Genomic DNA, 26,103 nt, shown 5'->3' with positions numbered 1-26,103 from the left:
CCCCAGTCTTATCCGGAGCGGCGTACGGGTCAACGGTGCCGGGTTCCCCGGTCAGGACGGAACGAAGCCCAGCTGCTTGTCCACCACGTTGGCCAGCGGCCGCCCGGCCTTGAACGCTGCCAGGTTATCCGCGAACTGGCGGGCCAGCGCCGGGAGCTGGTTCTGCGAATCTCCGGACAGGTGTGGAGTGATCAGCACGTTCTCCAGCTCCCAGAGTCCGCTGTGCTCCGGGAGCGGTTCGGTCTCAAACACATCCAGGGCCGCTCCGGCGAGGGCGCCGCTGCGCAGGGCTTCCTCCAGCGCCGCCTCGTTCGCGAGGGCGCCGCGGCCCACGTTGATGAGGACCGCCGTCGGCTTCATGGCGGCGAGGACCTCCCGGCTGAGCATTCCGCGCGTGTCCGGCGTCAGCGGAGCCGCCAGGATCACGTAGTCGTAGGCGCCCGCCACGGCGGTGAGATCAGTGCCGGCATGGATGGTGCCGAAGTCCCCGTCTCCGCTGCGGGCGGTGCGGCCCATGCCGTCCACGCGCAGGCCGACGGCGGCCAGCAGCCGGGCGGTGCACCGGCCAATGCTGCCGGTCCCGACCACCAGCGCGGAAGCGCCGGCCAGGTCTGCGGTGGCATAGTGGCGCCACTGCCGCTGCCGCTGCTGGGCTGAAGCGTGGCCAAAGTCCTTGGCGAAGTGGAACATGGCCGCCAGGACGTGCTCGGCCATCGGCCGGTCAAAGATGCCCCGCGCGTTGGTGAGCACCACGTCCGAAGCCACCAGTTCAGGGAACATCAGCTTGTCCACTCCGGCCGCCGGAACGTGGATCCAGCGGAGGGAGTCCGCTGCCGGCCAGGCCCGCCGGACGCCGTCGGCAAAATAATCCCAGAGGTAAAGGATGTCGGCTCCGGCCAGTGCTTCGGCCAGCCCGGCGTCGGCGGTCACGCGGACTTCAGCCTCCCGCTGCAGCTCTTCCAGGCCCACGAGGGGACGGTTTCCGGCAAGGACGGCGATGACGGGCTGGGATTTCATGCCCCCAGCCTAGCGAGAGAACACCTGGCCATCGGACAATGCAGCGGCAGAACAAAAGAACCGGCCGTCGCGTCATGCGCCGGCCGGTTCCGTTTGTTTTGTGCTTATGGTGCTGCTGGGCCCCGCTGGAACTCTGCTGGAACTCCGCTGCGGGGCCGGGCAGCTTATTCGAAGGTGAGCGTGTAGTCGACTTCGCTGCCGCTGCCCGTTCCCTTGACCAGTTCCAGTTTCAGGATGTGTTCCTTCCCGTCATCCGGAACGGGGATAGCGAGTTCTTCCGGATCGTTGCCGACGGCGACGGTGTACTCCTTGCCGTCCAGCGTTGCCACCAGGCTGCCCGGCTTGTCCCATTCGGAGAAGCTGCCCATGGCCTCGAGCACCAGCTGCACGTCGTTGCCCTTGGGGACCTCGACGGTGATCTCTTCCGTGGGTCCGGGGTATTCGTCGAGCGTGAGGTAGCCGTATTCTTCCCCGGGGTAACCGTTGATCGTCGGATCCTCGACAACTCCCTCGAGGGTCATCGAGGTCGAGTACTGCACGTCGTTGCCGTTTTCGGCGAACTTCTCGGCCCACTCGTCACCGGCGTAAATCACCACTTTGTACTCTCCGGCGGGGGTTTCTTCCCGCAGGTAGCTGTCCGCAGAGGTGATGGTTTCCTTGCCGTCCGGCGAGTAGACCGTCAGGGCACTGTAGTCATCGGTGCTGTCCAGGATCATGGCCTCGTCCAGCTCCAGCTTCATGACGGCGTACCCGGCGGAGTTGAATTTCAGGTCGGTTTCCTCGCCCACCGTCATGGTTCCGGCGGCGTCCTCGCTGCGGGCCAGGTCCAGCATGGCCAGTGCCTGCTCGCGGGTGATGGAATCGAGCCACTGCAGTGTCCAGTCGGTGGTGGTGTCCATGAGGCTGACCTTCCAGTCGCCGTCTTCCTTCACGGTGGACATTCCCAGCGGCGGAAGGGCACGCACCACGGCTTCGCCGTCGACATTGCCCTCGAGCATGACGTACCCGGACTTCCCGCGGCACATTTCATCCGAGCCGTCGAGTTCGATGCAGTCGGAGGTCACCCGCAGCTTGTCCCCTTCCACCTCCGCTTCCAGGGTTTCCACAGTGGCGCGGCCGCGGTCGCCGTCCTGTTCCGCGTCCTTGAACGTATTGGCGGTCAGCTTCAGGTCGATGTTGGATCCGCCGCCCGCGGCATCATCCAGCGCACGCCCGTAGTAGTGGACGGCGTTGCCTTCGTAGCTGACGAGGTAGTTGCCCACGTCGGTGATCTTGCCGCTCTGCACAATGCCCGGCACTGCTCCGATCAGCGCCTGCACGGCTTCCGCCGGCGAGCCGCTGCCGTCAACACCCTCGGGCAGGGTGCCGCGCTCGTTGCCCGTGGACTGGGTAATCAGTTCCAGACCGGTGTAGAGCGGGCTGAGGTACCAGCGACCGTTGTCCTTGACGGCCGCCATCAGCAGCGGATCGCCGTCGATTCCCAGCTCGGAGAACTCGGTGGTCTCGTCGATCTTTTCCATCTCGTCAGCTGCTTCCAGCGCTGAACGGACGGCACCGGTGGTCTGCTCCGGATCCACCTGGACCCGGACGCTGCCGGAGTCAAAAGCCAGGACGGCCAGCTGGTCATCAACCTCGGTGACCTTCGGCTCCACATTCTCGAACGTCACGGTGATGCCGTCGAAGCTGATGTCGTCGTCCACGTCCTCAAGGTCTTCGCCAACCTTGTTGGCCGCCTCAAGGATGCCGAACTCCTCGACTTTCTCGGTGAGGCCTTCACGCAGCCGGTTGAGGGAGTCGCGCTCCGCCGGAGCAACCATGGTGGCCAGGGCAACGCCGTCCTTGGCTTCCACCGACTCCATCAGCTTTTCGGCAACCTGCCCGGGTGAACCGGCGCCGCCGCGGATGATGTTCTGGATGAAGAGGAAGGCGCCCACGCCGGCCACCACCAGGACGACGGCGAGCGTCGCCAGGACGAGTGTCTTGCGGCTGGCCTTCTTCCGCGGTCCGTCGGTGCCGTCGGTGCCGTCCCCCGAGCCGTCATCGCCGGGGCCGGGCTGTCCGCCGGTGCCACCGGGGCCGTTGCCTGGCCCACCGGGTACGGCTGCACCGGGCTGCGGCTGAGGCTGCTGGGTGGGGTTCTGAGACTGCTGGTCCTGCTCGGTGGAGTTCTCAGGGGTGGGGTTTTGCGGACCAGGCTGGCTGCCCGCAGGCGGCTCAGCGGCCGCGGAGCCCTGCTGCTCTCCGCCTTCGCCAACGGGGCGCCGGCAGTTGCCGCAGAAACGCCATTCAGGCTGCAGCGCAGTGCCGCAGGACATGCAGTAATTCATTTATTCCCCCAAGATCTACACGGGGAGGTAATGCAATGCAATATCCCCCCGGAAATAACAACGCAATTACCGGATTCTAACATGCGAAAGGGCCGCCCCTTTAAGCCGGGAAAAGCAGGCACGGGCATAATGACGCCTGCGCCTGCTCTCTCCCATCAACCGCCGGTCCGGACTTCGGCCCGAATTACCCTACGGACAATTGACCCGGCTCTCTTCGGGGGTAAAACCGTTCTGCAGCCATACCGCGTACGTTCCATTCGCCTCCGCCATCGCGCAGACCGACGCAGTGTCACTGCCCGCCGGCAGATAGGCGGCATAAATCGGCTCCCGGTTTCCGCGGTCATCGGAGGTCCGGTTGAACCCGTCGCAGGACAGGTCGGTGCGCAGATATCGCGCGCCGGGGTGCTGCTCAAGCTGCACTTTGATCTCCGCGGCAGCGTTCGCCGCACCGAAGCTGCTCACCAGCAGCACGGCGGCTGAACCGTCGCACTGCGGATAGTCGATCGGCTTCGCCAGGCCCAGGTCTCCGGGCCGGAACGGGTCCTGGTCCGGCGTGACGTAGGTGGTGACCTTGTCGCTGGCGATCACGTCGCCGTTCAGGGTAATCGTGAAGGCCGCCGGGCTGATCTCGTAACGGGTGTTGCCCAGCACCCCGGCATAGCCGGTGGGAGTTTTCTGGGCTCCGGTGCTCATCGTCAGCCCGTTGCTCTTGTCCAGGCCGCGGTAGACCATGCCTCCGTTGCGCATGCAGATGATGCCCTGGAATTTGGGTGAGTCCGCCACGGTGACAAATTCGCCGTCGTGCTGGCAGTACGCGGCGTTCAGCGCCCCGGTGTCCCATCCCGCGGCCCCGTAGCTTCCGGTGTTTCCGGACGGCGGACCGGCTGTCGCCGTCGGCCGCGGGGAGGAAGTTGGTGACGACGACGACGACGGCGAGGCCGAAGCCGTGGCCTTTGCCGGTGGCGTTTCGGCGGGGGTGGGAGCTGCCGTGGCCGAAGCCGCGGACGGCGAGGGTTGCCGGGTGGCAACCGCCTGGTGCGAACCGGGTTCGTCGCCGGAGGTGAGGTATCCGTAGCCAAAGTAGGCACCGGCGCCGAGCACCAGAACAACTGCCGCAATCATGGCGGTCACCAGCCAGGGCGACCGGCGCTGCTTCTCGTCGTCGTCGTCGTCGGTGCCGGTGCCGCCGTCGGTCCAGGCCTGCTCCGGTTCCCCGGTAACGTCTGCGGCCCATGCCGTGATGGTCTCCGGTGCAGCGGGCGGCGCCGGAGCTGCGGGAGTCTGCGCCGCCGGGAAGGCCTCCGTGGCTGCAAAAGCCTCCGTGGCCGGCGAGGAATCGGTCTCCGGCGGAAGAGTCTCCGCCGGAGCGCCGCAGGCCCGGCAGAACCGTGCGGCGGCGGGCAGCTGCTGGCCGCAGCGGGCGCAGAACTGCCCCGGTGTGTTTGTTTCAGGATTCATCGGTTACCACCACGGTCCCGGATAGATGCCGTTGTCATTGGCTTCAAGGGAGTACGTTCCGTCGCTCTCATCGGTCACGAGGGTCCAGTCGGCGCTGACGGCCCCGGCGGGCCGCACCTTCCAGTCGGCCGCCAGCTTTTCACCGGTCAGGGCATCCAGGACCGGCTGCTCGTCGGTGTTTTCGATGTAGAGCTTGGAGCCGAACAGATACAGCGTCTGCAGGTTCAGTGCCTCGCCCTGTTCGCTGGTCACCTCCAGGGTGGAGGCCCAGGTGGTGGTGTCATAGACGCGCAGCGCCGGCAGGGTGGCATCGGAGGTTCCATACTCGACAACCGCCAGCGGTCCGGCCGAATCGAACTTCACGCTTTGGGCGCCGGTGAGCTGGGTGCGCAGTGCTCCGCTGGCCGGGTCGACGACGGCAACGAAGTCTTCGTTGCCGTTCACCGCCACCGTGAGGCCGCCGGCGTCCAGCGCCGCCGAACAGCTCGGGTACGTCACCGTGCCGTAGTTGTTTTCCCACAGCTTGGCGCCCGTAGCGGTGCTCCAGGCCGAGATCAGGCAGTCGTCGTTCCGGTCGGACAGAATCACCGTCGTGCCGTGGTGCGCGGTGAACAGCCCGGCGCCTTCGCCGACCTGCTCGAGCGCGGCGTTGAAGAACCGCACCGACGGCTCGCTGTACGACTCGCTTTCCAGTGCGATCGAACCGTCGCTGCTTCCGTGCAGGGTCAGCTCGTGGAAGTCGTCGTGCTCGGTTCCCGTGACTGGTGCTTCCGCCAGCGGCGCCGTCTTTTTGTCGTCATAGGTGCGCAGCACCGTTGCGTACTGCTCCGGGTCCAGCCCGGAGGCCGGGGTGCGGATTTCCACCAGAGCTGCCAGCTTCGGTGCTTCGCCGGTGCCGATGATGTCGAGGGTGCTGCCGGATACTTCTTGGCCGGACGGCGCCGCGGGCAGCGGGTACGTACGCGCTATGGATTCGCCCGGGACGTGGGCGGAAACCCCGTTGGACGTCCGGTACACCACCATGCCGTCGCGGACTTCGGACGTCGACGGGTTGAAGCCGGAGAGCGGAATGCTGTCCGTTGCCTTGGCCGCTGCCGAGGAACCCGACGACGGCGATGCGCTGGCTGAACCGCTCGGAGAGGCGCTCGGGGTGGACTTGGCCGTAGAGCTGGGGCTGGCCTTGGCGGACGCTGAAGCGGAGGATGACGGCGACGGCACAGCCCCGGCTGCTTCCGTCTGGTCATTCCAGGGTTCCCACACATAGACGCCGGCAGCCAGCGCCGCCGCCAGGATGACGGACCCGGCGACTATAAGCGGGGTCCGGCGTTTTTTCGAAGACTTCGGATCGCCCTGCATTCCGGGCTGCGGCACCGGCTGCGGATCGTGCCGGGCGGGAGGCCCGGGAGGTGCGGGTGCTGCCGGTGGCGGCGGCGGGGCAGCCGCTGATGCCGCTGGGGCCGCCGTCCCGCAGTTAGTGCAGAAGCTGACTCCGGACTCCTGCGGTTCCCCGCATGCTGAACACTTCATGTTTTCCTTCCAATGGATCAAAGCGTTGTCTCAAGCTGCGGTTCGCCGCGTCGCCGGCGCTAGGCCGGATGTTCTTCCAGCCACTGCAGGAGGTCCGCAGTCAGAACCCGGTAGCCTTCCGCGGTGGGATGCAGTATTTCCTGGGATGCGGCAGCGGAGGCCGCTGCACCCAGGAGCGGTCCGATGCGGGCCGTCGTGACCAGCGGATCCGTGCTGCAGGCACCCCGCCGGGCAAAGGAGTCTTCCAAGGCATCGACGTACCGCACGTTCGGAAGCCCGGCTCCCAGCACCGACTGCTCGATCGTCCCGTTCAAGGCGTCGGTCACCTCCAGCCCGAAAGCCTGTTCCCCGCCGGTCAGCCGCCCGCAGTCCCCCGCACCGGCGTCGAACATCCGCGGATAGGGCAGAACGAGCACCGGGGAGCGGACAGCAGCGCCCAGCTTCCGGTACATGTCCTCGAGTTCGGGACGCAGCTGGTGCAGCCTTTGCTCGGTGTCCTCCCGAAGTCCCGGGTCCTGGCCGCACGGAGCTGTATCGGCGATGCACGCCTGCAGCAGGTCCGCGAAACCCAGATCGTTGCCGCCCAGATAGAGCAGGACAAGATCCGGACGGATTCCTGCCGTCTGCTCCAGCTGCGCCGGCACTCCCCCGGAGCCGTGCCCCTCCACCGGCTGCGTTGATTCCAGTGCGGAGATGCGCGCGCGGGAGCACGCGAAGTTGTGGAGAACAATGGCTGAGCCGTCCGCTCGGGTTCCCGCTGCGGCCGCTGCCAGCGACTCCGAGCTGCGGTGGCAGCGACTCTCCGCGACGCCGTCGACCGGTTCATAGGAGCCGGCGCCTTCACCGGATGCAAAGGAGTCCCCGAGCAGGACCACATGCGCGGCCCTCCCCGCTTTGGCGCCGATAAGCGGTGCCAGTCTGTCGCCGGCCTCGGCAGCCGGCGCAGGCGGAGCCGGCGGGTAGGAGGTTGCCGTCGTGTGCGGTGTTGCCGTTGTTTGCTGCGGGCCGCGGCCGGCGGACGGCGTGCTGTCTTCAGCGGCAGGGACGGGCGAGCAACCCGTCAAAAACATCCCTGCCAGAAGCACGCCGGCCGCCAGCTTTTTCATCAGCTGCGCTGGGCCAGTGCCTGGTCCACTGCGGGGTCACCCAGCTGGCCAAGCCAGGTCAGCAGTGCCGGGTAGGTGGACGGGTTGGCCGCCACGGCGGGGCGGGTCTGCGGATGGTTGGCCGCCAGTTCCTGCAGACGGGCCAGCGGTGTCTGCGGATTTGCCGCTTCAGTCATCAGCTCCGAACCGGCGGCATCGGCAGCCTGCGCTACCGCCCCGTCGGTGTGCCCGGGCTGGTGCTCTTCGGCTGCTGCAGCGGGGGTTTCCGCCTTGGCTGCGGTCCCGGCCTTGACGTCAGGCTGAGCTTTCGCCTCGGACTGGACCCCGGAGTCGGCCTGAGCCGGCTGGGGAGAGTGCTCGGCCTGAGCCGGCTGGGGAGAGTGCTCGGCCTGAGCCGGCTGGGTCTGTGCCTGCTGGGGAGCGTGCTGAACCGGCTGCGTCTGGCCGGCCGGCTGTACCGGCGCCTGCGCGGGCTGCGCTGCGGGAGCACCGGCAAAAGTGAAGCCGGACGTTCCGGAGGCGTTGCCGCCGGGCAGGGACCTGAAATGTTCACGGGAAGCCCGCGGCAGCCACAGAACCGAAAGGATGGCTGCGGGAACCACGAACGCCAGCAGCATGATGACCGCGCCGAGGTGGCCCTCATGCTGAACGGCCCAGACGATCATGAGCACCAGGCCCAGAACAAACAGCAGCCCGGCGTAGCCGGTGGGGATGATGTAGGCGGAGCGGGGCTCCTTGGCCATCAACCGCAGAGTCACCACAGCGCCCGCAGTCAGCAGCAGTCCGAAGAACAGGGCGAGGACCTCAGGAACATAGCCGTCGGAGTAGTCGCTGGTGACTTCGGTGATCAGGCCAATCGCCGCACCGATGGTGAGGACGGCGCTGAACCCGGCGGCCAGGAGCAGCCACGGCTGCAGCCGGCTGCGGGGATCGGTCGGTGCCACGGCCGAGCCTTCAGTGAGGCGGGCAATGGACGGTGCGGAAACGGCCGCCCCGAAGGCCATCCAGAACATCAGGGAGAACCCGGGAGAGATGGAGTTGAGGCTCAGGTTCAGCAGCGTCTGGTCTTCAAAGAGTGCCACCAGTGAAAGGAACGCAGCGCCGAAGGCCAGGACCACGCCCGCTGAACGCCAACGGTCCGAACGCTTGTGAACCTGCAGTGCGATGAAGACCAGGACGGCTGCGCTGGCCAGGGCCATCACGGTGGCCAGGATTCCCCAGCCGGTGGTACCGGAACCGGCATCGCCCATGGCCACCCAGTACCGGATGATCTGGACCAGGGCCACCGCGGCTGCCAGCGCCGCAACACCGAAGCTGACGTAAATCCAGCGCTGGTTGCGGGACTCGTCAACGTTTCCGGGAGCAATTTCCCCGCGCCGCGGCTGCGCCGCCAGCACAGCTCCGGCCAGGCCGAAGGCCATGGCCGGACCGAGCGTGCCAAAGGAGCTCTGCTCAAAGGTTCGGGACGTGATCAGGTGCAGGGCTACGTAAACCAGCACCAAAAGGAAGTACGGAATGTTGGCCAGGAGCTTCAGGTCCTGGATCTTGCGGTAGCCGACGCTGGGCCCGAAGACGCCGGCGCGCCAGATGTAGCTGATGCTCAGCGACAGCAGGCTGACCAGGGTGATCAGGATGACGTCCACACGGGTGCCCGCACGGGACTCCTCGTAGGAGCCGTAGCCGAAGACCGAATCGCCGTCGATCATCCAGACCATGAACAGCGAGATGATCAGCGCCAGGGCGGCAATGCCGTCCCGGACATAGTCACTCACCGGAATGCCGGCAAATGCCCCGTTGGACTTCTGTGGTGCTGCGGCCGGAGCCGGTTGCGTCTCCGAAGCGCCGCCGGCCGTGCCGTGCCCGTGTCCGCCCTCATGGACGGCACCGGCAGCAGCAAATTCAGGCTGCCGCAGGGCCTCCGCCCGGGTCGGCGCCCCGGCTGCGGAAGCCGCCGCCGTCGTCGTATCGCCGGATGGCGCCGGCGTACCGCAGCTGACGCAAAAGCGTGCTTCCGGTGCCAGCTGTTGTCCGCATTGAACGCAGAATTTCATAACACTTCCCTTTTGTGATGGATGTCGATCGCAGGCCGCGGCCTATTTACGAACAAATTCAAGTGAATAACTGACGGACCCGTATTTGCCGCCCATGTCCAGCTCCAGACCCATAATCTGGGTTTCGGAACCTGCGGGGTAGGGAATGACCTGTTCGACGTCGGCCCCTGTGACCGGCACCTGGTACCGGTTTCCGTCGAGGGTGAGAATGAGGACTCCCGTGGAATTCGAGCCGCTGGAATACAGATCGGTAATGGTGACGACGAGTTCAACGTTGTTGCCCTCGGGCACCTGCAGCTCAACTTCGTCAGTGGAGTTCCGGTTGTATTCGGTGTAGATGCTGCCGCTGTAGTCGTAGTCCGAGCCTTCAATCCGGGGCGGGCTGACGTATTTCGAGACCTTCACCGCCTCCGAATACTGCACGCCGCTGCCTTCGTCGGCGAACTTCTCACTCCAGTCGTTGCCGGCAAAGATGACCAGTTTGTACTCGCCCGCCTCCAGCTCCGCAGGATCGGCGTTGCCGCCGAGCGTCACCAGCCGCGCTCCGCTTCCGGCCGGGTACACGTGGGCCCGGCCGTAATTGCCCAGGATCTCAAGACGCTGCTTCTCCTGCAGCTTCACCGTTTTCACCGCGTAGCCGGCGGAGTTGAAAGCCACGTCGGTTTCCTCGCCGATGGACAGTTCCCCCGAGGAGTCTTCGCTGCGGGCTAGGTCCATCAGCGCCAGCGCCTGTTCCCTGCTCAGCGACCGGACCCAGCCCACGGCCCAGTCTGCGGCGGAATCCAGCAGGCTGACCTTGTATTTGCCGTCTTCCTTGACCGTGGTGAGGCTCCACTCCGTTGAGGAGTTCAGCAGGCTCAGGCCGTCCGGTTCCGGAGAGCCGCCGTACCGCAGTCCGTAGCCGGAACCGTTGGAGCACATCTGTTCCTCGCCGTCCTCCATGACGCAGTTGGAGGTCAGGGTGAACCGGTCGCCGTACTCGTTTTCCACCGTGACTTTTTCCATTACGGCCTTGGTCCGGTTGCCGTCCTTATCGCCGTCGCGGAAGGACACCTCGCCCAGGAGGAACTCGCCGCTGCCGGAGGAACCGCCCAGGACACCGTCGATCAGCCCGCCGTAGTAATGCAGGGCGTTGGCCTCATAGCTGGAAAGGTACGGAGCCAGCGGCATGACGCTGCCGCCGGAGACCAGCTGCGGAAGCACCGACACGGCGTTGCGGGCGGCGTCGCCGGGGCTGTCGCTGCCGGGCGCCGGCTCACCCGGGACGTATCCCCGGGAGCTGCTCGTGAACTGCTGGGAGAATTCCAGGCCGGAGTAGAGCGGGCTGATGTACCAGCGCCCGTCTGATTCCGTGGCCATCAGGGTCAGGCCCGAGTTGTTGACGCCCATGGAGGCAAAGGGGGTGGATTCGTCGACGGCGTCCATATCCCCGCCGGCTTCGAAGGCGCTCCGGATGGCGCCTGTGGTCTGATCGGGATCAATCTGCACCCGCAGTTCTCCGCTGCTGAAATTGACCATGGCCAGGTGCTCATCAATTTCCGTCACGACGGGCTGCGCGCCGCCGAGGCTGATGTCGATGCCGTCCAGGGAAAGGTCCATCCCGTTCTCCCCGCCGGAATCGCCGTCGGAAACCTTCGCGAAAGCGTCCATGACGCCGTGGTCTTCGGCCTGCTCTTCGGCGGCTTCCCGGACACGCTGCAAGGCATCGCGTTCCTGCGGGGGCACCATGGTGAAAACGCCCACCAGGTCTTTGTCCTCCACGGCCTCGATCAGCTTCTCGGCGGCGGATTCGGCCGAACCGGCGCCGCCGCGGATCATATTCTGGACGTAGAAGTAGCCGCCGATGCCGGCCGCGGCCAGGGTCAGGAGCACGCCGACGCTGATGATGACCCTGCGGCTGGGTTTCTTGAATCCGTCGGCGGTGTCGGCGGCGGCGGGACCGGCGGCGGCAGAACCGGCGGCGGGCGTCTGATGCCCGGTGACCGCTGCGGTCCCGGTCTCCCGGACAGCGGGCCCGCTCGGGGCGGCATCATCGCGGGGAACAGGTTCGCGGCATGAACCGCAGAATTTCCATTCCGGCTGGAGCTTGGCGCCGCAGGACATGCAGAAACTGGACAAAGTTTTTCCCCCGAAAAACAGGGGAATGCGAGTGTAGCTATCCCCCGATAAAACAACACTCTTACAGGGAGGAGCCTAGCATGCGGGTGCAGGAATAAATCCCTGCCAATAACGCTGCCAATTTGCAGTGCCTTGCACTAATTAACCTTGTGCTCATTAAAGCCGTCGGCCGTTCCCGGAATTATCTGCTGCTTCATCCTGCAGCGGCAGTTCATCAGGGGACGGAAGGTGCGGTGAAGGTATAGGACTGGCCTGCCCCTTCACCGCACCCACGGCTGCTCCGGCCGTCTGGTCAGGGGCCGCTACTCGCAGCCGACGCCGTCGCCGTCCCGGTCCAGATGCGTGCCGTAGCCGGGGCTGCCGATGTAAACCGGCGCCGCTCCGGCGTTGCGGGCTGCCGTGCAGTTCGGGTAGTAGGCCGGCGCGGGCGGTGCAGGAGCCGGGGCGGGCGCGGGGGCCGGGACCGGAGCCGGGGCGGGAGGCTCCGGGGGAATGTACTGCTGCGCCGCCTGCTCATCGGCCAGGCGCTGGGCCTCAGCAGCCTGGGCATCGGCTAGCGCCTGGTCATCGGCGATGCGCTGCGCTTCTGCTGCCTCTGCGGCTGCCCGCTCGTCAGCTTCCTTCTGGTCCGCTGCCGCCTGCCGGTCCGCGAGGATCCGGGTGGAACTGTCCTTGTCCATCCAGATCAAGGCGCCGTCGTCGTCCTCGGTGCAGACAAAGACCACCGATGTGCTGGACGAGAATGACGGCGTGGGAGTGCTGGTGGCCGAAGGCGAGGGGGACTTGGTGGGAACCCGCGACGCCGAGGCCGACGACGACGGCGTCGGGCTGGGGCTGGCCGCGGTCCTCACGGTCTCGGTCTTACCGGCTCCGAAGCACGGCTTACCGGCGACGACCGTGGAAGTCGCCGAAGGAGTCGGAGTCGGGGTTGCGCTCCTGGTTGCGGACGGGGAGGAGGAAGCCGCAGCAGGTTCCGCCTCTTCGGTTCCGCAACCCGCGACGGCCAGGACCACCGCTGTCAGGCCGGCAACCGCGAGAGCCCGCTGACGCCGATGCTGTTCCGATCTGCCGCCCTTGGCCGATTTTGGGCAGGACTGTATAGGTCGAAATAGCAAAGGATCCCCCGGGACGTTAGCAACATTTTTAGATGCAATTGCATCAGCCATAGAGTAACAGTGCCTGTGCAGGACGTTTGACCGTCATACAGTCCCGAACCTAGCCGCAGTGCCCGCTACCGCCGAAGGCCCTTTTTTACAGCCGCACGGTTTTACAGCCGCACGGTCCGAAAGCCCACCAGTTGGAAACGCCCGATCCGCAGCGTAAAGACCGGCCATTCGACCGCGGGCCCGCGGGCCGGCTCCGGCTTTGCCTTTCGCTCTCCGGTATCTCTTTCTCCGGTGTCTCTTGCCGCGGCGTCTCGTTCTCTGGCCACGCGCCGCGCCTCCCGCCACCTGCGTCTGGATTCGGCTTCCGCCAAGCGTTCGCGGTGCACGGCGCGGGCCAGGTCTATCGTCATTGCCATCTGCTTCTCCTCCGCTCGGGATACTTCACGCTAGGTCCGAAAAAAGCGCGGGTGCAGCGGCGATGCGGACATGTCGGGTCCGTATCACCAGAAAGGGCTTACGGCTGGGCTGCCGCAGTTGTCAGGATCCTGAGGGCTAGCCGCTAACTGCCCGCCCGCAAGCCGGGAACGGGCCGCAGCCCTGTCCTCCGGTCAGCCCCGCCGGGTACCGTAGAAGAACGCTTCTTCCGGAGGTCTTGTATGGACTGGCTGGCAGTGTCCCTCCTGGCCCTCGCGGCGCTCGTTCTGGGAACCGCCGCCGGCTGGAGCATCCGGGCAGGCATTGACCGCCGCGACGAAAATGCGGCCCTGAACGCACTCGTCACGGATCTGCACCTGAAGCGTCCGCTGGCCCCGATCGAACCGCAGGTGATCCAGGGCGCCGGCGACGAGGAACGCTGCCGCGCCACCGTGCTGGATGCACGCGAGCGCATGATCGAAACCCTCGCCCATCTGCGCAGCGGATCCGCCAACACCGATGTGCTGATGCGCATGTCCGCAGCCTGCACCCGCTACCTCCGTGATTCCTCCCGGGCGCCGGAGCGGTACCAGTTCGCACTGATGGAACTGCGCGAAACAATGGTCGACGGCGTGAAACTGCTCAGCGACGCCGGGCGGCGCGTGCGTTACCGGGCACCCGGGGAACGGTCCGCCGCCAAGCCCGCCCGCACGCCGTCGCGCCGGCCGAACCGCCTGCTCCGCGGACGTTTATGACACCTGTGTGACGCAGGAAGAGACGCATGACGTCACGCTGCGGAGTTTGCGGCAACGCGGCGTCATTCTCTTGCCCGGGCGGCCTCCGCCAAGCTTCCATGGTGGTGTCCGCTTCTCGAATCCGGACATTTCCCATCCAGAGCGGCTGAGAGACCTGGCTCGTTGACGCCGCAGCAACCACCCTTCGGGGCCGGTGCTCATGCCAGGACCGATGGACTCACTTCCCCGTTGGGCCCTAGCTGCAGAGCTGTGCAGCAGCGGCTCCTGCGTGCTCGAATGCCGTGTTCCTCGGTGCGACCCGAGAGGATCCCATGCACGACTCCCCCCGATCCCCCCGCATATTTGCGGCCCGCACCTCCCGCACCTCGGTTGCTTCCCGCACTCCCCTGCGGGTCGCGGCGCTCCTGGCCGCGGCGGCACTGACCCTGTCTGCCTGCGGATCCGGTTCCCAGACAGCAGGCGCCAACGCCCCAGCGGGTACGTCCGGTGAACCGGTCGACGGCGGCACGCTGGTGTACGCCGAGGTCACCCCCATCAACAACTGGCAGACCCAGGCCGCGCGGTTTTACGAGAAATCCAACGTGCTGAACTCGGTGCTGGACCGGCTGACCTACTTTGATCCGGAGAAGGGTGAGCTGGTTCCCTGGATCGCCTCGGCCTTCTCGGCCAACGCCGACAGCACCGAATTCACCTTCACCATCCGCCCCGGCGTCACGTTCAGCGACGGCACCCCGCTGGACGCCGCGGCGGTGAAGGCCAACCTGGACAGCTTTGGCCTGGGCCTTCCCGCCGCCCAGATCCAGCCGAACGTGGACTTCGCCGGCTACCAAACCAGCGAAGTAACCGGCACGGACCAGGTGGTGGTCACGTTGAACGCCCCGAACTCCAACTTCCTGCGCGCCACCTCCTCCGTCACTGCCGGACTCGTCTCCCCGGCCACATTGCAGAAGGACGCGGCCGGGCAGTCGGCCATCTCGTCCATTTCCGGCTCCGGGCCCTTCGTCTACGAATCCGAAAAGCCCGATGAGGAAGTCGTGCTCGCCAAGCGGGACGGCTACGCCTGGGCTCCGGACGGGGCGGAGAACCCGGGCGAGGCCCACCTGGACAAGGTGGTCATCAAATACCTGCCCGAGGTCGCGCACCGCGCCGGCGCCGTGCAGTCCGGCCAGGTAGATCTGGTCCGCGGCCTGCAGCCGGTGGACGAGGCCGCACTGGCATCCAGCGGCAACCAGGTGCTCGCGGCCGACGGCGTGGACCTCACGGTGAACATGGGAGCCGTGCGGACCGGCAGCGGAAAGCTGGCCGATCCCGCCGTGCGGCAGGCCCTGCAGGCGGGCATCGACCGGCAGACCATCAAGGACACGGTGCTCTCCGAGAGCTACACTCTGGCGGCGTCGGTCCTGAACCACCAGGCCCCCGGATTCGTGGACCTGAGCGCTGACCTGGCCTACAACCCGGAGAAAGCCCAGCAGCTGCTGGACGACGCCGGCTGGCAGGAAGGCAGCGACGGCATCCGCGAGAAGGACGGCGAGAAACTCGAGGTCACCGTCACCAGCTCCAACAACTCAGTGGTCATCAAACCGGCCTTCGAACTGATCGAGCAGCAGTGGCGGCAGATCGGCGTGAAGCTGAACAACCGTGCCGGCGACAACACCTTCCTCACCACGGCCATGCCCGATCCCAAGGTGGAATTCTTCGGCACCCGCCAGTTCATCTACGCCGGACTCGGTCCCATCTTCGAACCGGCCAACAACACCATGACGCACACCTCGGACCCGGAGCTGAACGCCCTGTTCGCCGCCGAGCGCGCCGCGGCCCCGGGCCCGGAACGGGACGAGGTCCTGGCGGCGGAACAGCAGGCGCTCGTGGTGGACAAGGCCTTCTCCCTGGTCCTCTGGGACGAAGTCCAGGTCTACGGCGCGCACCGCAACACCCACATTGACTTCACCTCCGGCACGGCGCCCATCTTCCAGAGCGCCTGGAAAGCGGACGGCTAAGCATGGCCCGCTATCTGGCGCACCGGATCGGGCAGGCCCTGCTGGTGGTCTGGCTCGCCTACACCCTGATTTTCCTCGCCGTGCAGCTGCTGCCCAGTGATCCGGTCACCATCTTCCTGACCTCCGATTCCGCGGTGGACCAGGCCGCGATCGACACCATGAAAGCCCAGTACGGCTACGACCAGCCGCTGCTCATCCAGTACCTGGCGCAGCTGGCAGCGCTGCTGGGCGGCGACGTCGGCTACTCCCTGACCTCGGGCGAACCGGTGACCGAGCGCATCGGCGGAGCCCTCGGTTCCACCCTCGCGCTGGCCGGCTCGGCGCTGGCGACCGCCGTCGTCATTGCCCTGGCCGTGGTCGCGGCGGCCACCCTGGCACCGTGGCCGGTGCTGCGGCGGGCTTTGGCGAACCTGCCGCCGCTGTTTTCCGCCGTACCGGTGTTCTGGCTGGGGCTCGTGCTCTTGGAGCTGCTCTCCATCCGGCTGGGCCTGCTGCCGCTGTTCCCCGACGGGTCCTTCCTGTCCCTCGCCGTCCCGGTGCTCGTGCTCGCCGTCCATGTCTCGGCGCCCATGGCGCAGGTGCTGCTCAAGAGCGTGGAGCAGGTTTACCGGCAGCCGTTCATTGACGTGCTCCGGGCCAAAGGCGCTTCTCCGGCCTGGATCTTCTGCCGCCACGCGCTTCAGAACGCCGCCGGACCCGCCCTGTCCATCCTGGGCATCACCGTGGGCACGCTGTTCGCGGGATCCGTGATCACCGAAACCGTGTTTGCCCGCGCCGGCCTCGGCTCGGTGGTCCTGCAAGCGGTCACCACCCAGGACGTGCCCCTGGTCCAGGGCCTGGTGCTGCTCACGGCCACGGTGTTTGTGGCCGTCAACCTCCTCGTGGATCTGCTGCACCCCCTGCTGGATCCGCGCATCCTCAAAGACGCCAGGCAGGGTTCAGCCCCCGCTTTGGCCTCCTGACACCGCTCTCCCGAGGACTTCCCATGACTTTGCTTTCCCCTTCCGCAGCACCCGGCGACGTTGCGCCCGGTGCAGCAGACCCGCCCGCCGCACCGGCACGACGACGACGGCGGCCGGGTTTCCGTCCCGCCCTCGCCCTGACCCTGCTGCCGGTGCTGCTGATCGCCGCGGCGGCGCTCTTTCCCGGGCTCTTCACCGGACAGGATCCGATCAGCGGGATCCCGCAGGAGAAGTTCCAGGCCCCCACTTTCGAGCACTGGTTCGGCACCGACCACCTGGGTCGGGACGTGTTTGCCCGCGTGGTGCACGGAACGTCGCAGACCTTCCTGACCGCCGGCCTGGCCGTGCTGATCGGACTCGTGGCCGGAACCGGAATCGGAGTCCTCGCTGCCACCGGCGGACGCGCCGCTGACGCCGTCACCATGCGTCTGGTCGATGTCCTGCTCGCCGTTCCGGGCTTCCTGATCGCGCTGATCATCGTCACGGCGTCCGCCCCGGGGCCAGTGTCCCTGGGCCTGGGGGTGGGCATCGCCGTCATCGCCTCCTTCGCCCGGGTGGTCCGGGCCGAGGTCCTGCGGGTGCGGAACCTGGAGTTTGTCGAGGCTGCCTTCCTCACCGGCGGCACCTACTGGACCGTGCTGCGCCGGCACCTGCTGCCCAACGCCGCCGGCCCGGTGCTCTCACTCGTCGCCGTGGATTTGGGTGCAGCCATCCTCGTGGTCTCGTCGCTGGGTTTCCTCGGCTTCGGCGCACCTCCGCCCGAGCCTGAATGGGGGCTGCTGATTGCCGAGGGCCGCCAGTATCTGGGCACCGCCTGGTGGATGACCACCCTGCCCGGCCTCGTCATTGTCGCCGCCGTGGTCCTGCTGGCCGCCCTCGGCCGGCAACTGCTCAAGAGCTTCCGGTTCTGAGAAAGGAATCCCGCATGAACTCCTCCACAGGACCATCCTCCCTCCCGTCCGCCGCTGACTCTCCTGTGCGCTCCCTGCTCTCGGTGCGCGGCCTGACCATCGAGTACGGCCGCGCCCTTTCCCGCTCCGGCAACACTGCCGCCCCGGCGGCCGCCGGCGTCGACCTCGAGGTGAACCGCGGCGAAGTGGTCGCAATCGTCGGCGAATCCGGGTCCGGAAAATCCACTCTGGCCAAGGCCATCATCGGGCTGCTGCCGGATACCGGGCGCATCACCGCCGGGACCATCACCTTCGACGGCCAGGACCTGACCGGCCTTGCCGACGGCGGCTTCCGGCGGCTGCGCGGCCGCCGGATCGGTCTGGTTCCTCAGGATCCCGGAGCCTCCCTGGACCCGGTGAAAACCATCGGAACCCAGGTTGCCGAGATCTTCCGCCTGCACCCCGAGGCCGTACCCCGCGGAAAACGGCTCACCCGGGCGGAACTGCGCGGGGAGGTTATCCGGCTGCTGGAACTCGTCGGCATCGACCGCCCGGAAGAACGCATGCGCCAGTATCCGCATGAACTCTCCGGCGGGCTGAAGCAGCGGGTCCTCATCGCCATCGCCTTCGCCCTGCAGCCGGACCTGCTCATTGCCGACGAACCGACCTCGGCCCTGGACGTCACGGTGCAAAGCCGCGTGCTGGAGGTCTTCGGGCGGCTTGCCACCACCTACGGAACCGCCGTCCTCTTTGTCACGCATGACCTGGCCGTCGCCACCGACTACGCCTCGCGGGTGGTCGTGATGAACAGCGGCCGCATCCGCGAGGACCGCCCGGTGCTGGACATCCTGACCCGGCCCGAGGACCCGTACACCGTGCAGCTGCTCGCGGGGGCCTCCCCCGGGCACCGGGCAGACGAACCACCCGCCCTGCCGCCGTCGTCGTCCGGCGTTCCCGCACTGGAAGTCCACAACCTGGCCAAAGTCTTTTCCCGCACCGGCACCGAACGCCGGGCCGTGGACGGAGTGTCCTTCGCGGTCCGCGCCGGCACCACCTTCGCGCTCGTCGGGGAATCCGGCTCCGGCAAATCCACCACCGCCCGGCTGATCCTGCGGCTGCTGGATCCCACCGGCGGCACCATCCGGATTGCCGGCGAGGACGTCACCGCCACCGCGGGAAAGGCACGGCGGGAGCTCTGGCGCAGCCTGCAGCTGGTCTACCAGAATCCGGACACCGCGCTGGATCCGCGGCTGAGCGTCGAGGACATCATCGGCGAACCGCTGCGCAGCTACCGGATGGGGTCCCAGGCCGAGCAGAAGGCGCGGGTGGCCGAGCTGCTGGAGCAGGTCAATCTGCCCGCCCGCCTGGGACGGAGCCGGCCGATGGAGCTGTCCGGCGGCCAGCGGCAGCGGGTGGCCATCGCCCGCGCGCTGGCACCGGGCGCCCGGACGCTGGTCCTCGACGAGGCCCTGAGCGCCCTGGATGTCCTCACCCAGGCACAGGTCCTGGAGCTGCTGAAGTCATTGCAGGAGGAGCTCGGCCTGTCCTACCTGTTCATTTCCCATGACCTGCACGTGGTGGAACAGGTCTCCGACGACGTCGGCGTCATGCACCGCGGGCAGCTGGTCGAAACCGGGCCCACAGCGGCGATCTTCGCCAATCCGGCCAGCGAGTACACCCGGCGCCTCCTCGCTGCCAACCCCGGCCACCGGCTCCGCGACCTCGCCGCATCCCGGAATCTGGCCCCTTCCCTAAATCCTGCTCCTTCCCGGGTCTGAACAGTTTCCTTCCTCCGTCTCTCTTCCTGCACTCTTCCCTTCCGAAAGGAACCGCATGACCAGCACCAGCACCCTTCCCCTGGACCACCGAACCGACACCCGTCCCGACACCCCTCCCGTCACCGGCGAGGCCCGGTACGCGGACCTCGCCGCCCGGTTCCGTCCGGTCTTTGACCGCATTGCCGCCGGAGCCCTGGACCGCGAACAGTCCCGGACCCTGCCGTTCGAGCAGGTGGGCTGGCTCAAGGACTCCGGCTTCACCGCGCTGCGCGTGCCGGCCGAGCACGGCGGAGACCCGGTCAGTGCCGAACACCTGTTCCGGCTGCTGATCGAACTCGCCGCAGCGGACTCGAATGTGGCGCACCTGCTGCGCTCCCACTTCGCGTTCGGCGAGACCGCCGCCCTGCAGCCGGCCGCCTTCCGGGAGCTCTGGTTTCCGCGGATCCTGGCCGGGCAGATCTTCGGCAACGCCGCCACCGAGCGCTCCGGCAACGTTCTGGGCACCACTTCCACCACGCTGCGGCAGGAGGACGGCCGGTGGCTGCTGCACGGGGAAAAGTACTACACCACCGGCAGCATCTTCGCGGACTGGGTGGTGGTCATGGCCAGCACCGCCGGGGTGGAAGGACGGCAGTACGCCGTCGTGCCCGCCGACGCCCCGGAGGTGAGCATCGCGGATGACTGGGACGGCTTCGGGCAGCCGCTCACCGGCACCGGCACCGCCGTGTTTGAGGACGTTCCGGTGGAACCGGGGAACATCCTGCAGCGCCAGGTCACCAGCACCCTGGAACCCGCGTTTTTCCAGCTGTTCCTGCTGGCCGTCCTCGCCGGGATCGGCCGGGCAGCCCTGCGCGACGCCGTGGAACTGGTGCAGTCCCGCACCCGCACCTTCAACACCGGCTCCGGTGAGCTGTTCCGCAACGATCCGATTATTCAGGAACACGTCGGCCGGCTCGCCGCCAAGGTGTACACCGCCGAGGCCGTGGTCACCGCAGCGGCCCGCGACCTGGACGCCGCGGCCGACCCTTCCCTGGGGCTTTCACCCGAGGAGGCGTTCCTGCGCGCCGAGCTGGCCGTGCAGCAGGCCCACGTGGCGGTGCCCGGCCTGGTGCTGGACGCCGCGAGCGCCCTGTTCGACGTCACCGGAGCCTCCGCCGTCAGCCGCGGCAAGGGCCTGGACCGGCACTGGCGCAACGCCCGCACCGTCGCCACCCACAACCCGAGCGCGTTCAAGGCCCGGTCCGTAGGCGACTACCTGGTCAACGGCACCATCCCCACCGGCCTGCACAGCATCGGTGACGCCCCGTCGTCGTCCGCTGTGCCCTCAACATCCGACGCGTCGTCGTCCACCGCACCGCAGTCCGCTGCCCCTTCCACCTCCGGAGTGACTTCCTCATGACAACTTTCACGCAACGCCCGCGACTGCTGCTGAGCGCCTTCGCCATGAACACCACCAGCCACATCCTCGGCGGCCTGTGGCGCCACCCGGAGGCGCAGCAGCACCGCTTCAACGAGCTCGGGCTGTGGACCGATCTGGCCGCCCGGCTGGAAGCGGCGAAGTTCGACGCACTGTTCCTGGCCGACGTCGTCGGGCTCTACGGCAATCACGACGGCGGCTGGGCCTCCCATGTGGAGCGCGGCCTGCAGGTGCCGGCGAATGATCCGCTGGTGCTGCAGTCGGCGCTGGCCGCGCGGACCGAACATCTGGGCCTGGCGCTGACCAGTTCGGTGGTGCAGGCGCATCCGTTCCAGTTCGCCCGGCAGCTGTCCACGCTGGATCATCTGAGCGGCGGCCGGGTGGCGTGGAACATCGTGACCAGCGTGCTGGAAAACGCTCACCGGAACTTCGGCGGCGACGGCCTGGCCGAGCATGACAGCCGCTACGACTGGGCCGACGAGTATCTCGAGGTTTGCTACAAGCTGTGGGAGGGCTCCTGGGACGACGGCGCTCTGGTTCAGGACAAGGCCTCCGGGATTCATGCCGATCCGGCGCGGGTGCACAAGATCCTGCACCGCGGTCCGCGCTACTCAGTGGACGGGCCGCACCTGTCCGCGCCCTCCCCGCAGGGCACTCCGGTGCTGTTTCAGGCCGGCAGCTCCGGGCGCGGGCAGCAGTTCGCCGCCGCCAACGCCGAGGCCGTGTTCATCTTCGCTCCGCACACCGCCTACGCGAAGAAAACCACCGATTCCGTCCGGGCGCTGGCCCGCGGTCTCGGCCGGCGCAACGAGGACATCAAGTTCTTTGCGGGACTGTCCTTTGTGGTCGGTTCCACCGAGGCCGAGGTGAAGGCGAAGCAGGCCGAGTACGACGAGTATCTGGACCTGGACGCGATCGTCGCGCACATCGGCGGCGGCATCGGCGTCGACCTCGGCGGCCTGCCGCTGGGCACCACGCTGGGCGATCTGCGGACCGACGGCGCCCGCGGCGTGCTGGAGGCGCTGTTCGCATCGGTGCCCGGCGGGAATCCGACCATTGCCGACGTCGCCCGCTACCGTGCCTACAACCAGCAGATCGCCGGAACTCCGGAGCAGATCGCGGACCAGCTGGAGGCCTGGCAGGACGCCGGTGTGGACGGCATCAACATCATCAACCAGATCCTGCCCGGATCCTACGCGGACTTCATCGACGGCGTGCTGCCGGAGCTGCGGCGCCGCGGCCTCGCCCAGACGGAGTACCGTCCCGGCACGCTGCGGGAGAAGCTGTTCGACGGCGATGCGCGGCTGCCGTCCCGGCATCCGGGCGCGAAGTACCGCGGGGCGTTTTCTTCGGTGGAGGTCTAGCCGGCGGGCCGGTCCCGGCTCTGGCCAGGGCCCGGCGGACGCTTAACAAACGGAACGAGCACGCGTTCCCACTCTCTGTGACTGGTGTTGCTGCTGAGGTACCACCAGCCCCGTCAGGTGACAAAGGGTGGGAACGTGTGTCACCGACTCGGGGAGAACCGGCCCGGTTGGACCTGCCTCCTAGTGGTGGAGCAGGCCGCCGACCCCGCCGTCAGGAAGGGAGCGAGCACGCGTTCCCACTCTCTGTTGCTGCTGTTACTGGTGAGACAACACCAGCCCCGTCAGATAGCAAAGGGTGGGAACCTGTGTCGCAAGGGGTCACACCCGCCGCACATGCTCCGGCGTCAGCTCCGCAAGGCTGGTGACGCCGAGCAGCTGCATGACCGTGGTCATTTCGGTGCGCAGCAGCCCCAGGGCTCGCTCCACGCCCTGCCGCCCGCCGACCATCAGCCCGTACAGGTAGGCACGGCCGATCAGGGTGAAGTTGGCGCCGGCGGCAATGGCGGCCACGATGTCGCCGCCGGACATGATGCCCGAGTCCAGGATGATCTCGGCGTCGGGCCCGACGGCGGCGCGGACGGCCGGCAGAATGCGCAGCGGCACGGGGGCCCGGTCCAGCTGCCGGCCGCCGTGGTTGGACACCACTATGGCATCCGCGCCGCGGGCGAAGACCTCGACGGCGTCGGCGGGGTTTTGGATGCCCTTGACGATCAGCTTCCCCGGCCACGTCTCGCGCAGCCAGTCCAGGTCAACCATGTTCAGTGAGGGTTCAAACATGGTGTTCACCGTCTCGGCCAGGGACACCCGCTCCCCCTCGAAGTTGGCGAAGCCGAGCGGTTTGGTGGTGAGGAAGTTGAACCACCACTCCGGCCGGTAGGAGGCGTCAAGGATCGTCTTCGGGGTCAGGGTGGGCGGCATGGTCATGCCGTTGCGGGTGTCCCGCAGCCGGGCCCCGGCCACCGGGGTGTCCACGGTGACGATCAGCGCGCCGTAGCCGGCGGCGGCCGCACGGCTCACCAGTTCCCGGGACCGCTCCCGGTCCTTCCAGAGGTAGAGCTGGAACCACTTGGCGGCGTCGGGCACCGTCTCGGTGAGTTCCTCGATGGATGCCGTGCCCATGGTGGAGAGCGAAAACGGAATGCCGAATGCCGCCGCTGCCTGCGCTCCCCCGATCTCGCCGTCGGAGTGCATCAGCCGGGTCAGCCCGGTGGGCCCGATGCCCACCGGCATCGCAGCTTCAGTCCCGGCGATCTTGGTGCTCAGGTCAACGCTGGTGACGTCGCGCAGCACGTTCGGCACGAATTCGACGTCGTCGAACGCCGCCCGGTTCCGGCGCAGCGTCTGCTCGCCGAAGGAGCCGCCGTCCACATAGTCGAAGGCCGCCGCGGGAATCCGCCGCTTGGCAATGTCCCGCAGTTCCCAGACGTTGGTGGCCCCGGCCAGCCGTGCGCGCCGGCGGTCCAAGTCGAAGGCCTTGAACTGGACGAGGCCGCGGAGTTCGGAGTACTGGGGAATTCGGCGTTTCATGGCTGCTTTCTGGCTCGGTGTGCCGCCAGTCTAGGACGGGCGGGACGCCGTGCAGCAGTGGAAAACCGTTCGTTACGCGAGTCCAAACACACGAACGCAAACGAATGCAGGCAAAAAGAGGCGGGCAGCCCGGTCCGTCAGAACCGTGCCGCCCGCCCCGCAGGTGCCGAGAAATCAGACCTCGGTGGTCACCTTCCAGGAGGAATGGATGGCGCCGTGGATGTAGTTGACCTCGCCGGCGTCACCAACGACGTCGACGGCGAAGCCCGCCTCCCGCAGCTCGTCCGCCAGGGGTGCGGCCGACGTCGTGCCGTCCGCGTAGACCACCATGGCGGCGGGTGCGGAGAAGCTCTGCTCGCCCTCGATCCATTCGACGGTCTTCTCCGTGATGCGGGTGATCTTCACGTTGCGGTGGATTTTCACGCCGTGCTCGGTGGCGTCCTTGACCGCGGTCCAGCGCCGGGGCATGGCCAGCGGCAGGCCCAGCTGCTGTGTCTCGTGCAGCAGCGTGACGTTGCGGCCGCGCTCGGCGAGGAACTCGGCGAGCTCCAGGCCCACCAGCGAGCCGCCGATCACCACCACGTTCTTGCCCATCGGCAGCCAGAACTTGGTGAACTGGCGGACAAACTCCGGGCTCTTGGTGACGCCGGACAGACGGCCCAGCTTGCCCAGGGTGCTCAGCACGGCGCCGGCCTCCTCGGCGGTGGCGGTGCCGAGCATCATGGCGCGCAGCGTGTCGCCGGTCTGGACGTTCGGCAGGTCGCCGCCCGGGAAGTCGGGCTTGGGCCGGACGGCGCCGGTCGCGACAATGACCTGGTCCGGGTGCAGGGCACGGATGGATTCCACCGTGGCCTTCGTGTTCAGCTTGACCGCAATGTTCAGGCGCTTGATCTCGGACTTGAACCACTTCAGCAGGCGTTCATTGTCCGGGGTGGTCATGGTGGAGAACCACATGGTGCCGCCGAGGCGGTCGGACTTGTCGATGACGGTGACCCGGTGGCCGCGCTCGGTCAGGACGCGGGCACTTTCCAGGCCTGCCGGGCCGGCACCGACAACCACCACGTGCTTGGTTGCCGAGGCGGGCTTCAGCGGCAGCAGCGCCTCGTTGCCGAGGGCCGGGTTCACCGCGCAGAACGGCGTGTCGTCAAAGAAGTTCTCCGCCACGCACAGGTAGCAGTTGATGCAGGGGCGGACCTGGTCGAACTTGCCCTCGCGGATCTTGTTCGGCAGCTCGGGGTCCGCCAGCAGCTGGCGGCCCATCGCGGCGAAGTCGATCTGTCCGGCGGCCAGTGCCTTTTCCGAGATTTCCGGCAGCATGCGGCCGACGGCGATGACCGGCACCGAGACGTGCTTTTTGATCTCGGCGGCGTTCTCCAGGTAGGCGCCCACCTTGTTGGGGAGCGGTCCGTCGGTGAAGTTGTCGAACGGGTTCCGGCCCCAGCCGGTGACGTGGATGGAGTCCGCGCCGGCCTGGACGAACATCTTGGAGGCGCCGATGGCTTCCTCGAGCGACAGTCCGCCCTCCTGCCCGTACTCTTCGCCGGAAACCCGGACCAGGATGGCCAGCTGGTTCCCGACCCGTTCCTTGACGGCCTTGATGACTTCGCAGGCCAGGCGGGCACGGTTGGCCAGGGAGCCGCCGTATTCGTCCGTGCGCTTGTTGTCCCGCTGGTTCAGGAACACACCCAGGATGTAACCGTGGGCGGCGTGGATTTCGATGGCGTCCGCCCCGGACTTCGCGATGCGCTCGGCGGCGTCCGCCCAGGTCTCGATCAGCCAGGAAATGTCCTCCGCCGTCATGTCGCGGTAGACAATCTGCTTGCCGGCGGTGGCTGCGCCCATTTTGCCGAGTTCGGCCGGGGTGCTGTCGGCCAGCGCGGACATGTCGTACTTGTAGTCCGGCTGGTTCGGAGCGAGCACCGGCCGGCCGTTGGCGGTATCCACTCGGGCCACTTTGCCGTGATGCGTGGACTGGATGCAGAGCTTGCTGCCGGCGGCGTGCACCGCGTCAGCCAGCGCCTTCAGGCCCGGGATGAACTTGTCCTCCGAGAGGCCCGGCTCCTTCATGGAGGCCGCGCCGAACGGGAAGGCGATCGCGCAGGCACCCGTGATGATCAGGCCGGCGCCGCCTTCGGCGCGGGCTACGTAGTGATCGATCTCGGCCTGTTCAATCTCGCCGTGCTCGGAGACGTTCATGTCCATGGCGGGCAGGACAATGCGGTTGGTCGTTTCCATCGGACCGATGCGGCCCGGGGCCATCAGGTGAGGAAAGGTTTTGGTAGTCACGAT

Annotated in this window: 18 protein-coding genes and 1 riboswitch; of the genes, 8 read left to right on the top strand and 10 right to left on the bottom strand. The window is 67.3% G+C overall.

The window, feature by feature from the left end; translation table 11 throughout:
* Positions 1 to 51: 51 nt before the first annotated feature.
* From WKB88_RS16240 to WKB88_RS16205, 8 genes are all read right to left on the bottom strand, one after another.
* Complete coding sequence (locus tag WKB88_RS16240; protein WP_341395591.1) at positions 52 to 1,017, bottom strand: D-2-hydroxyacid dehydrogenase; 966 nt, start codon at positions 1,015 to 1,017, stop codon at positions 52 to 54.
* Between the two features lie 164 nt (positions 1,018 to 1,181).
* Entirely contained in the window at positions 1,182 to 3,344 is a 2,163-nt protein-coding gene (locus WKB88_RS16235; protein ID WP_341395590.1) for a zinc ribbon domain-containing protein, read from the bottom strand.
* Positions 3,345 to 3,533: 189 nt separating this feature from the next.
* Complete coding sequence (locus tag WKB88_RS16230; RefSeq protein WP_341395589.1) at positions 3,534 to 4,802, bottom strand: zinc ribbon domain-containing protein; 1,269 nt, start codon at positions 4,800 to 4,802, stop codon at positions 3,534 to 3,536.
* A 3-nt stretch (positions 4,803 to 4,805) separates the two neighbouring features.
* Positions 4,806 to 6,173, bottom strand: coding sequence for a hypothetical protein (locus tag WKB88_RS16225; protein WP_341395588.1), 1,368 nt, complete (start codon positions 6,171 to 6,173; stop codon positions 4,806 to 4,808).
* 215 nt (positions 6,174 to 6,388) lie between these two features.
* Positions 6,389 to 7,435, bottom strand: coding sequence for an SGNH/GDSL hydrolase family protein (locus tag WKB88_RS16220; RefSeq protein ID WP_341395587.1), 1,047 nt, complete (start codon positions 7,433 to 7,435; stop codon positions 6,389 to 6,391).
* A complete protein-coding gene (locus WKB88_RS16215) occupies positions 7,435 to 9,486 on the bottom strand; it encodes a zinc ribbon domain-containing protein (protein WP_341395586.1) in 2,052 nt (683 codons plus the stop codon). Before WKB88_RS16215 ends, WKB88_RS16220 begins: the two co-directional genes overlap by 1 nt.
* 42 nt (positions 9,487 to 9,528) lie before the next feature.
* Entirely contained in the window at positions 9,529 to 11,589 is a 2,061-nt protein-coding gene (locus WKB88_RS16210) for a hypothetical protein (protein ID WP_341395585.1), read from the bottom strand.
* A 317-nt stretch (positions 11,590 to 11,906) separates the two neighbouring features.
* The gene (locus WKB88_RS16205; RefSeq protein ID WP_341395584.1) at positions 11,907 to 12,284 is read right to left on the bottom strand and encodes an excalibur calcium-binding domain-containing protein; all 378 of its coding nucleotides are present in this window, start codon (positions 12,282 to 12,284) and stop codon (positions 11,907 to 11,909) included.
* Here WKB88_RS16205 and WKB88_RS16200 point away from each other — a divergent pair.
* The 8 genes from WKB88_RS16200 to WKB88_RS16165 all read left to right on the top strand — a co-directional run bounded on the left by WKB88_RS16200 (position 12,265) and on the right by WKB88_RS16165 (position 22,287).
* Positions 12,265 to 12,651 (top strand): hypothetical protein, encoded by a 387-nt coding sequence (locus WKB88_RS16200; protein WP_341395583.1) that lies wholly within the window; start codon positions 12,265 to 12,267, stop codon positions 12,649 to 12,651. The two genes, WKB88_RS16205 and WKB88_RS16200, sit on opposite strands and share 20 nt — an antisense overlap.
* 715 nt (positions 12,652 to 13,366) lie before the next feature.
* Positions 13,367 to 13,879, top strand: coding sequence for a hypothetical protein (locus WKB88_RS16195; RefSeq protein WP_341395582.1), 513 nt, complete (start codon positions 13,367 to 13,369; stop codon positions 13,877 to 13,879).
* 129 nt (positions 13,880 to 14,008) lie between these two features.
* A riboswitch (SAM riboswitch) is annotated at positions 14,009 to 14,097 on the top strand.
* A gap of 93 nt (positions 14,098 to 14,190) precedes the next feature.
* Complete coding sequence (locus WKB88_RS16190) at positions 14,191 to 15,876, top strand: ABC transporter substrate-binding protein (protein WP_341395581.1); 1,686 nt, start codon at positions 14,191 to 14,193, stop codon at positions 15,874 to 15,876.
* 2 nt (positions 15,877 to 15,878) lie between these two features.
* Entirely contained in the window at positions 15,879 to 16,838 is a 960-nt protein-coding gene (locus WKB88_RS16185; protein WP_341395580.1) for an ABC transporter permease, read from the top strand.
* A gap of 23 nt (positions 16,839 to 16,861) precedes the next feature.
* Positions 16,862 to 17,749, top strand: coding sequence for an ABC transporter permease (locus tag WKB88_RS16180; RefSeq protein ID WP_341395579.1), 888 nt, complete (start codon positions 16,862 to 16,864; stop codon positions 17,747 to 17,749).
* Between the two features lie 14 nt (positions 17,750 to 17,763).
* On the top strand, positions 17,764 to 19,506 hold the full coding sequence (locus tag WKB88_RS16175) for an ABC transporter ATP-binding protein (RefSeq protein ID WP_341395578.1): 1,743 nt from the start codon (positions 17,764 to 17,766) through the stop codon (positions 19,504 to 19,506).
* Between the two features lie 55 nt (positions 19,507 to 19,561).
* Entirely contained in the window at positions 19,562 to 20,905 is a 1,344-nt protein-coding gene (locus WKB88_RS16170; protein ID WP_341395577.1) for an acyl-CoA dehydrogenase family protein, read from the top strand.
* The gene (locus WKB88_RS16165) at positions 20,902 to 22,287 is read left to right on the top strand and encodes an LLM class flavin-dependent oxidoreductase (RefSeq protein WP_341395576.1); all 1,386 of its coding nucleotides are present in this window, start codon (positions 20,902 to 20,904) and stop codon (positions 22,285 to 22,287) included. Before WKB88_RS16170 ends, WKB88_RS16165 begins: the two co-directional genes overlap by 4 nt.
* Positions 22,288 to 22,605: 318 nt before the next feature.
* Here WKB88_RS16165 and WKB88_RS16160 read toward each other — a convergent pair whose 3' ends face one another.
* Both WKB88_RS16160 and WKB88_RS16155 read right to left on the bottom strand, forming a co-directional pair.
* Entirely contained in the window at positions 22,606 to 23,814 is a 1,209-nt protein-coding gene (locus tag WKB88_RS16160) for an alpha-hydroxy acid oxidase (RefSeq protein WP_341395575.1), read from the bottom strand.
* Between the two features lie 174 nt (positions 23,815 to 23,988).
* Positions 23,989 to 26,100, bottom strand: a complete 2,112-nt coding sequence (locus tag WKB88_RS16155) for an NAD(P)/FAD-dependent oxidoreductase (RefSeq protein ID WP_341395574.1) — start codon at positions 26,098 to 26,100, stop codon at positions 23,989 to 23,991.
* Positions 26,101 to 26,103: the final 3 nt, after the last annotated feature.

Source organism: Arthrobacter sp. G119Y2 (genome assembly GCF_038069765.1).
In the GTDB taxonomy this organism is placed as follows: Bacteria; Actinomycetota; Actinomycetes; order Actinomycetales; family Micrococcaceae; genus Arthrobacter_B.
Note: the sequence above shows the minus strand (reverse complement) of the source record. Positions and strands in the feature narration are given on the sequence as shown.